The sequence below is a fragment of the Bacillus sp. PK3-067 genome, from assembly GCF_056738645.1.
The window spans coordinates 1241121-1253593 of sequence record NZ_CP096490.1 but is presented as its reverse complement, the minus strand read 5'-3'; the positions used below and the strand labels follow the sequence as shown (position 1 = coordinate 1253593).

Annotated in this window: 11 protein-coding genes; 4 read left to right on the top strand and 7 right to left on the bottom strand. The window is 35.2% G+C overall.

All coding sequences use genetic code 11. The features are described 5' to 3' along the window. Positions 1-31 precede the first annotated feature (31 nt). From M1D73_RS06495 to M1D73_RS06480, 4 genes are all read left to right on the top strand, one after another. Positions 32-1147 (top strand): CdaR family transcriptional regulator, encoded by a 1116-nt coding sequence (locus tag M1D73_RS06495; protein ID WP_000898641.1) that lies wholly within the window; start codon positions 32-34, stop codon positions 1145-1147. Positions 1148-1264: 117 nt separating this feature from the next. Beyond that, complete coding sequence (gene glcD, locus M1D73_RS06490; RefSeq protein ID WP_121868146.1) at positions 1265-2677, top strand: glycolate oxidase subunit GlcD; 1413 nt, start codon at positions 1265-1267, stop codon at positions 2675-2677. Beyond that, the gene (locus M1D73_RS06485; RefSeq protein WP_000209620.1) at positions 2674-4002 is read left to right on the top strand and encodes a (Fe-S)-binding protein; all 1329 of its coding nucleotides are present in this window, start codon (positions 2674-2676) and stop codon (positions 4000-4002) included. The genes glcD and M1D73_RS06485 overlap by 4 nt, the downstream gene beginning before the upstream one ends. Before the next feature lie 455 nt (positions 4003-4457). Next, entirely contained in the window at positions 4458-5285 is an 828-nt protein-coding gene (locus M1D73_RS06480) for a CAP domain-containing protein (protein WP_000747603.1), read from the top strand. A 40-nt stretch (positions 5286-5325) separates the two neighbouring features. Here M1D73_RS06480 and M1D73_RS06475 read toward each other — a convergent pair whose 3' ends face one another. From M1D73_RS06475 to potC, 7 genes are all read right to left on the bottom strand, one after another. Continuing rightward, entirely contained in the window at positions 5326-5937 is a 612-nt protein-coding gene (locus M1D73_RS06475) for a DUF1648 domain-containing protein (protein ID WP_006917704.1), read from the bottom strand. A gap of 91 nt (positions 5938-6028) precedes the next feature. After that, complete coding sequence (locus M1D73_RS06470; protein WP_098212771.1) at positions 6029-6952, bottom strand: RluA family pseudouridine synthase; 924 nt, start codon at positions 6950-6952, stop codon at positions 6029-6031. A 100-nt stretch (positions 6953-7052) separates the two neighbouring features. Next, the gene (locus M1D73_RS06465) at positions 7053-7469 is read right to left on the bottom strand and encodes a hypothetical protein (RefSeq protein ID WP_000490301.1); all 417 of its coding nucleotides are present in this window, start codon (positions 7467-7469) and stop codon (positions 7053-7055) included. A gap of 101 nt (positions 7470-7570) precedes the next feature. Then, on the bottom strand, positions 7571-9763 hold the full coding sequence (locus tag M1D73_RS06460; protein ID WP_000856405.1) for an MMPL family transporter: 2193 nt from the start codon (positions 9761-9763) through the stop codon (positions 7571-7573). Positions 9764-9873: 110 nt separating this feature from the next. Continuing rightward, the gene (locus M1D73_RS06455; RefSeq protein WP_000727797.1) at positions 9874-10521 is read right to left on the bottom strand and encodes a phosphatase PAP2 family protein; all 648 of its coding nucleotides are present in this window, start codon (positions 10519-10521) and stop codon (positions 9874-9876) included. 59 nt (positions 10522-10580) lie between these two features. Then, on the bottom strand, positions 10581-11630 hold the full coding sequence (potD, locus tag M1D73_RS06450; protein WP_000772485.1) for a spermidine/putrescine ABC transporter substrate-binding protein PotD: 1050 nt from the start codon (positions 11628-11630) through the stop codon (positions 10581-10583). A 38-nt stretch (positions 11631-11668) separates the two neighbouring features. Beyond that, positions 11669-12469: a spermidine/putrescine ABC transporter permease PotC gene (potC, locus tag M1D73_RS06445; RefSeq protein WP_000714192.1), complete on the bottom strand. Its 801-nt coding sequence runs from the start codon at positions 12467-12469 to the stop codon at positions 11669-11671. Positions 12470-12473: the final 4 nt, after the last annotated feature.

Genomic DNA, 12473 nt, shown 5'->3' with positions numbered 1-12473 from the left:
TACAACAAATAGAATTTGAGGTGTGTCAATTATGCTATTTCCTGATTTAGCGAATAAAATTGTACGAGAAGTACGCAGACTAATTACAGAAAATATTATTATCATTAATATAGAAGGCGTTATTATCGCAAGTACAGATACAGAAAGAATTGGTCAATTTCATGAAGGTGCACTCCGCTGCGCCAAACAAAAGAAAACCGTCATCATTACAAAAGAAGATGAAAGGCGATTGCAAGGTGTAAAGGCTGGGATGAATCTTCCTTTATTATTTCATGATGAAGTAATTGGTGTCATTGGGATTACAGGAGAACCTGAAAATATTTCACGCTACGGAGAAATATTGCGTAAGATGACCGAATTATTAATTCATGAAAACTACTTTTTAGAGCAACTAGAACTTGAGCACCGTTCTTATGAAGCTTTTGTCTTTGATTGGCTTCAAAATACAGAGTGGTCCCCGAGTTTTCTTGATCGCGCCAAAACACTTGGCATTGATTTATATAAGAAAAAACAACTTATTTTGTTTTCTATTGGCAAAAATGACACGATGCTCCAGCGTAAAATATGGCAACACATACGTAATATTTTAACAAAAGAGCATCTATTTGTTCGTTGGGGAAATGATCGTTTTATTTTATTTACAGCAACGAGCTCAAAAGAGCAAACTTATCAATTTTTAAAACGGTTAAAACAAGACTGCGAAACTTTATTTTCTATTTCTTTATATATCGGGATTGGACAAACAGTTACCTCAAACAATATGAACATATGTTACGAACAAGCATTACGCGCTCTTTCTGTATCATTGGAAACGAAAAAAATTGTATTTAATGAAGATTTACGTTTAGAAATGTGTTTACAAGATATTTCTGCCGAAACGCGTGAACAATTTCTAGAGCGTACCATCGAAAACTTATTATCATTTCCTGAGCTTATACATACTTTGCGCTTATTTATCGATTATAACCAATCTTATAAACAGACGGCTAAACAATTACATATACACATTAACACATTACATTACAGGCTAAAAAAGATTGAAGAACATACAGGACTTGATCCAAAGCAATTCAAAGACTTAAACGTTTTATACTTCGCACTCCTCCTATTAGATGATCATACAAAAAAGAACGATAAAACAGATTAATCTTTAGATGATTATACATAGAAAGAATCCCTCGACTTTTTTATCATTATAATGAAAGCACTGTTACCACGTTGTTTATTATAACTAAACACGTTAACAGTTTGAGGGGGATTTCCAATGTTAGAAAAACAAATTATTCATTCATTCGTATCTATTGTTGGCGAAGATAATGTAGATACATCCAATATGGGGCGTTTAACTTATAGTTATGATGCCACTCCAAACTTCCAAGCAATGCCTGATGCAGTCATTGCTCCTCGTAATACAAATGAAGTAGCTGAAGTATTAAAAGTATGTAACACTCACAAAATTCCTGTGTATGTGCGCGGGTCTGGAACAAATCTTTGCGCAGGAACATGTCCACTTGAAGGCGGTATCGTCCTTATTTTCCGCCATATGAACAATATTTTAGAAATTGATGAAGAAAACTTAACAATTACTGTACAAGCTGGTGTCATTACACTTGATATTATTAAAGCAGTAGAAGAAAAAGGTTTATTTTATCCACCAGATCCAAGCTCGATGAAAATTTCTACAATCGGCGGTAATATTAATGAAAACTCAGGTGGATTACGCGGTTTGAAATACGGCGTAACACGTGATTATGTAATGGGGCTTGAACTTGTCTTACCAAATGGCGATATTATTCGCACTGGTGGTAAATTAGCAAAAGATGTAGCTGGTTACGATTTAACTCGTTTATTTATCGGTTCTGAAGGAACACTTGGCGTGGTAACAGAAGCTATATTAAAACTTGTTCCTATGCCTGAAACAAAGAAAACAATGCTTGCACTATATGAAGATATTAATGAAGCTGCACGTGCTGTTTCTTCTATTATTGCAAATAAAATCATTCCAGCAACACTGGAGTTCTTAGACCAACCGACAATTGAAGTAGTAGAAGAGTTTGCGCAAATCGGTTTACCTACAGATGTAAAAGCAATTTTATTAATTGAACAAGACGGCCCTCCCGAAGTAGTCAATCGAGATATTGAAAACATGGCTAATGTTTGCCGCTCTATGAATGCAGTTGATGTTCGTATTGCAAAAGACGAAACAGAAGCAGATGCGCTTCGTACCGCTCGCCGTAGTGCTCTATCAGCGCTCGCACGATTAAAACCTACTACAATATTAGAAGATGCGACTGTACCACGTTCACAAATCGCTCCGATGGTTGAAGCTATTAATGCCATTGCAAAAAAATATAATATTCCTATTTGTACGTTTGGACACGCTGGTGATGGTAATTTACATCCAACTTGTATGACAGACGCTCGTAATGCAGAAGAAATGCACCGAGCTGAACAAGCTTTTGCTGAAATATTTGCGAAAGCAATTGAACTTGGTGGCACAATTACTGGTGAACATGGTGTTGGTGCAATGAAAGCTCCATATTTAGAAATGAAATTAGGTAAAGAAGGTATTGCAGCTATGCAAGGAATAAAGCAAGCTTTCGATCAAAATAACATTATGAATCCTGGAAAAATGTTCGCGAAAGACACTCGAAAAAGAGTGGTGGTTGAGCAATGACCACATTAAATAAAGAAAATATTCAAAAAGAATTTAAAGAACGATTAAGTGAAGATGAATTACTAAACTGTATGCGATGCGGTTTTTGTTTACCTACTTGTCCTACCTACATTCAATCCGGATATAAAGAGTCACATTCACCACGCGGACGTATCGCATTAATGAAAGCAGTCGTTGATGGTTTAATCGAACCAGATGAAGATGTTGAACATACATTAAACGTTTGTCTTGGTTGCCGTGCTTGTGAACCTGTTTGTCCATCTGGTGTAAATTATGGACATTTATTAGAAGAAGCTCGTGATATTATTAATCAAAATAAAAAATTCTCAGTGCCAGTGAAAGCTGTTCGAAAAGTCGTTTTTGAAGGACTATTCCCCCATCAAAATCGAATGAGAACATTAACTGGACTAATCGGATTTTATCAACGTTCTGGTTTACAAACGCTAACACATAAAACAGGGATTATGAAGTTATTCCCTGAAACGCTTGCAACGATGGATCTCGTTTTACCAAAAGTCCCTAAAATGAAAGCCATGAAAGATCGTCCTTCATTTTTACCTGCAGAAAGCACAAAGAAAAAACAAGTTGCATTCTTCACAGGCTGCTTAATGGATACGATGTTTTTAGAAACAAATAACGCAACGATGAAACTTCTTCAATTAGCTGGTTGTGATATCGTTATTCCAAAAACACAAAGTTGCTGCGGTGCATTGCATGGACATGCTGGTGAAAAGAGTGGAGCAAAAGAATTAGCAAAGCGAAATATAAAAGCATTCGAAGATTTAAACATCGACTATATTATTACGAATGCAGGTGGTTGCGGGGCTTATCTCGTAGACTATGATTATCTTTTAAAAGATGATCCGGATTGGGCTGAACGTGCTAAGCAGTTTGTTTCTAAAATTAAAGATATTACTGCTATACTAGTAGAACTAGACTTCCATAAGCGAACTGACTTACGACTCACGCCGCAAGTTATTACGTATCAAGACTCTTGTCATTTACGCAATGTTATGCGCACATCTTCTGAACCTCGTATGTTACTAGAGGCTATCCAAGGTGCAACATATCGAGAAATGAAAGATGCCGACCGCTGCTGTGGCTCTGCTGGTATTTACAATATTGTTCATTCAGAGTTATCAATGGAATTTCTAGATTACAAAATGGACCGTGTGCATGAAACAGAAGCAGCAACCATTGTTACTGCAAATCCAGGTTGTTTATTACAAATGAAATTGGGTATTGAGCGAGAAGGGCTTTCTCATAAAATGAGAGGAATTCACATTGTGGATTTATTATTAGAAGCAATTGAAACTAACTCGTAACATACGTAATAATAGGAAAACGGCTATCTCCTTCGTCTATGTAAAGAGATAGCCGCTTTTTTGTCTGCTACAACATTAAAAATATGTTACTTTATTATAAAAAAGAACAACAGAAACATTACAGTTTTGTAAAAATCAATCCATTATATTCCTCAAAAAAACGTTCAAACCATTGATACAATAGGATTCTTCATTTTCTATTTAGGTAACTTTATCCAAAAACCCCCTCTTAAAACCAAGTATAAAAACACTATAAATTCCTTTTATACTCTATATTTCTCTTATTTTTGCTCCCTTCTTCTCTTAGGATAAATTAGGTAATTTTAAAGTCTATGAATTTTTTTCCATCTTTTTTCTCGCAAATTGTATGCTACGATGAATTTGTCAGTCAGACAGGCTGTCAAAAACAAATCGTGTGAAAACAAATTAAAACTTTATATAGGGGGACACACATCATGAAAAAGCGTGTTTTATTATCTGTAGCTGCTGCAACAGCTCTTACTTTAGGAGTATCTTCTCTAGATGCACAAGCTGCAACAGTACAACCATCTAACGTAAAGGTTCAAAATATTCAGCATTCAAAAGTAATGATGAAACAAATGAGCCAACAAGAATTACAAGCATTCTTACAATCTATGGGAGTTGAATCATTAGCACAATGGCAACAAGGAAACTTCCAACCAAACTGCTTCATTCCTGGTCAACAACCTACTGGAAATGTTGTAACTGAGCAACCAACAGCTAAGCCAGAAACTCAAAAGCCAGTTGAGCAAAAACCTGCCGAGCAAAAGCCTGCTGAAGAAGTTCAAAAACCAGAAGCTCAAAAGCCTGCTGAAAACAACAATACTCAAAAACCTGCTGAACAAAAACCAGCTGAGCAAAAGCCTGCTGAAGAAGCAAAATCTTTAAGCGAGTTTGAACAACGTGTTGTTGAATTAACAAACGCTGAGCGTGCAAAACAAGGCTTACCAGCACTAAAAATCGATACTGAATTAAGCAAAGTAGCACGTATTAAGTCTGAAGATATGCAAAAAAACAACTACTTTGATCATAACAGCCCTACATACGGGTCTCCGTTTGACATGATGAAGAAATTTGGTATTTCTTATACATCTGCAGGTGAAAACATCGCTCAAGGTCAACGTACACCTGAAGAAGTAGTACAAGCTTGGATGAACAGCGCTGGACACCGTGCAAACATCTTAAATAACGGCTTCACTCACATCGGTGTTGGTTATGTAGAAAGCGGCAACTACTGGACACAACAATTTATTACGAAGTAAATAGATTAAAAGAGTCTTCTCATAATGAGAAGACTCTTTTTTAAGTTTCATAGCTTTCTATTATGTATGAATAGAAAATATATAACATAAACAACATAGATCCACAGCTTATTACACTAAGCAATACATAAAATCCCCACTCTAAGTTCAAAAACAATGAAAACAATATGCCACATGCCATCACTTGAAAAATCCGTCTACTCACTAAACAAATTTTTTGTAATTTAATTGGATCTTTTTCTTTTTCTTTGCCTTTTATTTTCTTAAATTCTTTACTCAGCATAAAAAGAAACATACTAATCCCAATCGTTAATCCTGTTTGAAAGGATATCAAATCCCCAAAATTAATAAAGAGGATAAGCGTATGAATAAACAACATAAATAACGTAATTTTCTTTATAAATCCGCCTATAATACCATGCTCTCTTTCATTAAACTTAAATATATTATGTGAAATAATATACAAAAATCCATATGAAAAAATAATAAAACAGGGAATAAATGCTACAACGACTTGTTTACTCATAAACTCGTTTGGCTGACCATTTACATTCCAATGTACTGCCATACGATTTGGTAAATAGGGATAGAGAAATAGAGTAAGTAAAAGACAAGCGAAAAATATTCCCAGTACATACTTATATTTAATCAAGTGATTCTCACCTCTCTTTTCTCTTAACGGCTTCGCTTCTTTTAGAGAAATCCCTGCAAAAATCTACTTTTTTCAAGTTAAAACTTATACTTTACGCATTTTCTTTTTGAAATTCTTTTATTTTATTATTTAACTTTGTAGGAAACGGCACATCAACTTCAATCGCTTCTTTCGTAATTGGATGCAAGAAATGTATCTTCATCGCATGCAATGCTTGACTGGACATATATTTTGTTTGTCCACCATATAATACATCCCCAACTAATGGATTACCATTATGACTCATATGAACACGAATTTGATGTGTTCTACCCGTTTCTAATTGTAACGTTACGAGAGTCGTGTTTTGCTTCTTAAAATACTTTTCTACTTTATAATATGTGATAGCTTGGTCACCTTTTGGAGAAATACGACGCCTTGTAGCATGATGGCGATCCCTTCCGATAGCAGCATCAATCTTTCCTTGTTTCTTCTTTACTTTCCCTTCAACGAGCGCTGCGTACGTTCTTTTAATTTTTCTTTCCATTAATAAGCGATCCATAATTGAACCAGCAATTCTATGCTTAGCAAACACGACACCACCTGTCGTATCTTTATCTAAACGATGAATATGACGCACCTTCGTCTCTAAACCTTGCATTTGAAAATGAAAAGCAACAAGATTTGCAAGCGTCCCGGTTCCACCTTTTTCAGCAGGGTGTGTGTCCATTTGCTCTGGTTTATTTACGATAAGTACGTGATCATCTTCGTATACTACATGTAATTCACCATATTCTGGATCTACACCGTACTCTTCCTCCGCAAACATATGGACTTGTAACTTATCGTTCTCTTTTAAAAGCTCATTCCATCTTCTTTGTTCCCCGTTAACCGTAACACCTTTTTCCATACGAAGCTGATGTAATAGCTTTTTCGGTATTTCCCATTCTACTTTTAATACCGATTCAATACTTATACCATTCCATTTAGCTGGAACGGTAATTTCACACCATTTACCCTTTTTCTTTGTTTCCATACTGTTTATCACCTTATTTCTATTGATTCTCTCATTGTAACGGAAAACACACTTTGATGCACCGTCAAAAATAGAGGACAGTCTTATAATAGACTGCCCCTCAAGCTCTAAGTCTTTTCATTTCTAACAATACTTCTTCAGCTTTTTGTTCATACGATAAATCCTTAAAGAAATCCGCCAACCTTTTATAATCATTGTAAGCATCTAATAAATCGTCCATCTTTTCTATTTTCATCACTTGTTGTTTTTGTTTCATTTTTACTGGATAGCGATAACCTGATACTTCTTGTATTTTGTAATACTCATCCTCTACTTGAACGACCTTTACAAGTTCTTCCTCTTCCGCATCCATCGTATACCCGTCAAATTCTCTAAGTAGTTCATAAATGATATGAGTCCATTCATCTTTTGGATAAAATCCTTTTTCTAACCGATAACCGACAATGCGATACATATGCCCATCGTTCTCGGCAAACTGTACTGTATCATTTAACTTAAACTTAAAATAACGAAACATTGCCTTCACCTACTTATTATGTAATGTTCTTATCACATACTATTTGCAAAATGTAGGCTTTGCTATTCATAAAAAATGCTCATCATATTGATGAGCATTTTTTACGATGATTTTTCTCGTTTTTTTCGAAATGGTAACCACCAGTTCCAGTCTCCAAATAACTTCATTAAGCTTGGTACGAGCATAAGACGAATAATTGTTGCATCAAGAAATATTGCTAATGCAACGCCAAGACCCATCTGCTTTACTGGTAAAATATCAGTAAATGCGAATGCACCAGTTACAACAATCATTATTAAAGCAGCTGATGTAATGATTCTACTTGTTGAAACGAGCCCTTCTAACGTTGCTTGATCGTTATCTCCTGTTTCTTCATAGAGCTCATGAATACGTGAAATAAGAAATACTTCATAATCCATACTAAGCCCAAATACGAGGCCAAAAATGAAGATTGGTAAGACAAACAGAACCGGACTTGCTTCTAAACCGAAATGACCACCTTCAAATAACCAAACAACAATTCCAATGGTTGCACTTAAACTAAGTATATTCATAACAATTGCCTTAATTGGAATGAGTATAGATCGGAATGCAAATAATAATATAACAAAGGTCGATCCAAATATAACAGACATACCAATTACAACTTTATCTTTAATTTCATCTTCTAATTCTTGTTGAAACGTCGTCATTCCGCCTAGATAATACGTAACATCCGTTTCTTTATAGTTCTTTTTAAAGTCACGTACCCACTGTTTTGCAGTCTCTGTACGTGGTTTTGTTTTCAAAAATATTTCTATCGTCGTCTTATTCCCTTGCGTGTATGCTTCAAATACAGGAGCTAGTTTCGCTGATTCTGGCGACTGCAACATTCCAACAACTTGATCTGCTTTCATTCCAGTTAACCCGTCGTATAAACTTCTTACTTCATGTACTTTCTTATCACCTTTTAACTTTTGAACGACTTCTTCTATCTTTTGTAGACTTTCTTTTTCTTTCATATCTTTTTTCGTCTCTACAACTAACGTAACATCAGCGTGTGTTTTGACAGTTTCATTAAATGCTTCTTCATACTTTTCATATGCAATCCTTGTATCACTCTTTTCAGGTAAAGCTTCAACACCAGGGAACTGCAAATTAGCTGTACGTAACGGTAATAAGCAAATAACAATAAATGTTGTAACAACAATAATCATTGCAATTGGATGTTTCATCACAAATTTTGCAAATTTACGCCATGCTTTTGCCGGCGTATGTGCTACTTGATTCTTTTTTAATATTCTTTTACCGATTAACGATAATAGTGCTGGAAGAAGTGTGAGTGAGAATAAAATACTCATAATGACAACAATCATTCCGCTAATCGCGACAGATTGAATATAATCTATCTTAAAGAAAAATAAACCGGATAACCCAACAAATACGCATAATCCTGAAAATACAATCGCACGTCCTGCCGTTTGATATGTAATTGCTATCGCTTCTTTTACCGTTCGTTTAGCAACTTCCTCTCGAAAACGGTTCACAAATAATAGCGCAAAATCAATAGATAATGCAAGTCCAATCATCGGTGCAACGTTTAACACGAAAATAGATAGTTCTTTATCAACACCGATGAAATACAATATACCCATCGTACTAATAACACTAAGCGCCCCATTCAAAATCGGTAAAATTGATGCCAAAAGGCTACCAAACGAAAATAGTAATACAAGAAACGCAATTGGTAATCCAATCATCTCTGCTACTTTTAAATCATTTTGCGTTCTTTCATTAATCTCTTTATTAATTTTCGGAAACCCTGTAGGTGTTACTTTTAATGCTATATTACTTTCTTTCTCAATCTCATCAGCAAATTGTAATGTCTTTTCCATTCGTTCCTTATTTGTTTTCCCGGAAAATAAAATTGTCGCATAGCCGATGTCATCTTGTAGCATTTCTTTATTTTGGATTGGGTGATGGAAAGATTCATAGTTCTCTTTCTCTTGAACATTCTTTACAATTTCATTTATTCGCTTTTTAAATTCCTCATGCGAAGCATCTTTATTTTTCTCAAAAACGAGTAGCAGCGTATCTTGAGACTTCTTAAAATCTTTATCTAAAATTTCTTTCGTTTTTTGATAGTCGCCTTCCGTTTGGAAACCGTCACCACCTAATACTCCCGGTAGCTTTGGAGCAAAAATCCCAAGTGCGATTGCGAGCAACAGTAACGCTACAATTACTGTATAACGAAACTGATACAAAAAGGCTCCTAACTTCCCCCACTTATCAACTTTATGTACATTTGTCTTCACACATTTTCACCTACTTTACATAATTCAATTGTCACTTATACTGTATCACATCTTGATATAAACAAAAAACGTCTGGAAAAACTATAATAATAGTTTTTCCAGACGTTTTTCTATCTCTCTTTATTAAGCCCTAATCTCTCAGTAAGTAAACGATGGTAGTAAATCGCGATAATTAACAAAATACCACCTACGCAGTAACCAGCTAAAATATCAGTTGGGTAATGTACATTTAAAATGACTCTACTTAATCCAATCGATAGAATTACTATACCCATCAAAATCGTTGTGACACATTTCCCAGCTACGCTTTTCAAATTAGCAGCAATGATATAAGTAAGAAATCCAAATGTCATAATTGATAGCATTGCATGTCCACTAGGAAAACTATATCCAAGTGCATCTAGCGCTTCATTTAATGACGGACGTTCTCTCTTTACAATCTCTTTTATCCCTTTATTCACAAGATGTGTTACTAAAATTCCCATTGGATATACAATCATCGCAGCATAATAACGCTTCTTCCAAAAAACAAGCAAACTTATAACGAGCGTAGCGACTATCCCAATTGCTGATCCCAATTTTGTAAAGTACGAGAAAAATGTAAGAGAACTTTCCGTTTGTAGCCCTCTTACTAATCCACGGACATATGTATCCATCACTGTAACGCCACCTGCATGTACGCGCCAAGCAACAATACCAAATACAGCAAATAACAAACCGATACACATTACCTCATACTGATGTAACTTCTTCTTCAAACGATTTCCTCCTACTATGAAAAAATGCGATTTCTACTTTAGAAACCGCATTTCCTTGCTTATTTACCTTTTGTTTTTAGCTCTGTCCAGTAACGATCATAGTCTTTTAACTTATCGTCTACATCAACAAGCCATTCTGTACGATCTAACTCTTCTTTCGTTAAGAAAATCATGTGATTATCACGGTATTCTTTACTATGAAGAGGATGAGCTTTTTCATTTGGATTACTGTAACCAATTGACTCGTAGTTTTTCACACTTACTTTTTCATCTAGTAAGTAGTTCATAAATTTCTCAGCAAGCTCTTTATGTTTTGCACCTTTTGGAATTGCTAACGTATCAGCCCAAATTGTGCCGCCTTCTTTTGGTACAACATATTCTACATCTTTATTATCTTTTGCGATAAATGCTGCATCTCCAGACCAAACTGTTCCGATCCAAGCATCTTCTGTAATGAATTTTTGTTTAATGTTATCTGTATCAAATGCTAATAAGTTTGGAAGCAGCTTCTTTAAATCATCTGCTGCTGTCTTTAATTGTGCATCGTCTTTCGTACTGTTTGAGAACCCGTGCTTCTTAAGACCCACTCCTAATACTTCACGAGAATCGTTCAGTAACGTTACATGTCCTTTATATTTCTCATTCCATAAGTCCGCCCAGCTTGTAGGTGCTTCTTTCACATACTTTTTATTGTATGCAATCCCTGTTACACCCCAAGTGTACACTAAAGAATATTTATTCTCTGGATCAAACGCAGGTGTTTTAAAATTAGAAACCATATTTTCGATATTCGGGATATTCTTTTTATCTAACGGCGCTAATAAGTCCATTTTCGCCATTGTTTTAACCATGTAATCCGACGGCTGAATTAAGTCATACTTTGCGCCACCAGCTTGTAATTTCGCAAGCATTTCTTCATTACTTGCGTACTTGTCATAGTTAATTTTCACATTATACTTCTTTTCAAAATCTTTTAGCACTTGCTCATCAAAATTGTCAGCCCAACTATAAATATTTAATTCTTCTTTCTTTTCACCACAACCAGCAAGCACACCAGCAACAAGGCTAAAGCTAATTGCTGCGCCAGCTATTCTTTTCATTAATTTCATCGGTTTATTACCCCCTTGTACTTTCTATATCGTTCGTATTATAAAGGAAGGTGTCCTCCAGAGTTTTCTTCACCATCTGCACCTTTGTTCCGGAAGATTTCAGATAGAACCATTAATCCTACGATAGCAACAATTAAAATTGTAGAAAGAGCATTAATTTCTGGTGATACTCCGCGCTTAACCATACTGTAAATGTATAGTGGCAATGTTGTTGATCCTGGTCCTGATACGAAGAAACTAATTACAAAATCATCAATTGATAATGTGAATGTTAATAATGCTGCCGAAATAACTCCCGGTGCAATTGCTGGGAACGTTACATAACGAAACGTTTGCCAAGGCGTTGCTCCTAGATCATTTGCAGCTTCTTCTAAGTCACGTCCCATACTTGAAAGACGCGCAGCTAAAATAACAACAACAAACGAAATGCTAAATGTAATATGTGCAATAATAATCGTTGTTTGTCCAAGTTCCATTCCTAACTGACTGAAAAGAATTAGTAAAGATAATCCCATTAAAATATCAGGAATTAAAATTGGTAAATATACAAGGCCATTAATAGCCCCTTCGAAACGATATTTATAACGATGTAAAGCAATTGCAAAGAATACACCAAGTACCGTTGTCACAATCGTTGTTATAACTGCAATCGTAATACTATTTACAAATGCATCAATAACATCTTGTTTTTGAAATAAATCTGTATACCAATGGAATGTAAAACCTTCCCACTCCGCATTAATGCGAGAGTCGTTGAAAGAATAGACCATTAAAACCATCATTGGAAAATACAAGAATAACAAAATTAACCAAGAATAAGAAACTAAAAACTTCTTCATCTTT

Coding starts and splice junctions, on each gene's coding strand:
- M1D73_RS06495 (WP_000898641.1), top strand. CDS start 32: ATGCTATTTCCTGATTTAGCGAATAAAATTGTACGAGAAGTACGCAGA.
- glcD (WP_121868146.1), top strand. CDS start 1,265: ATGTTAGAAAAACAAATTATTCATTCATTCGTATCTATTGTTGGCGAA.
- M1D73_RS06485 (WP_000209620.1), top strand. CDS start 2,674: ATGACCACATTAAATAAAGAAAATATTCAAAAAGAATTTAAAGAACGA.
- M1D73_RS06480 (WP_000747603.1), top strand. CDS start 4,458: ATGAAAAAGCGTGTTTTATTATCTGTAGCTGCTGCAACAGCTCTTACT.
- M1D73_RS06470 (WP_098212771.1), bottom strand. CDS start 6,952: ATGGAAACAAAGAAAAAGGGTAAATGGTGTGAAATTACCGTTCCAGCT.
- M1D73_RS06465 (WP_000490301.1), bottom strand. CDS start 7,469: ATGTTTCGTTATTTTAAGTTTAAGTTAAATGATACAGTACAGTTTGCC.
- potD (WP_000772485.1), bottom strand. CDS start 11,630: ATGAAATTAATGAAAAGAATAGCTGGCGCAGCAATTAGCTTTAGCCTT.
- potC (WP_000714192.1), bottom strand. CDS start 12,469: ATGAAGAAGTTTTTAGTTTCTTATTCTTGGTTAATTTTGTTATTCTTG.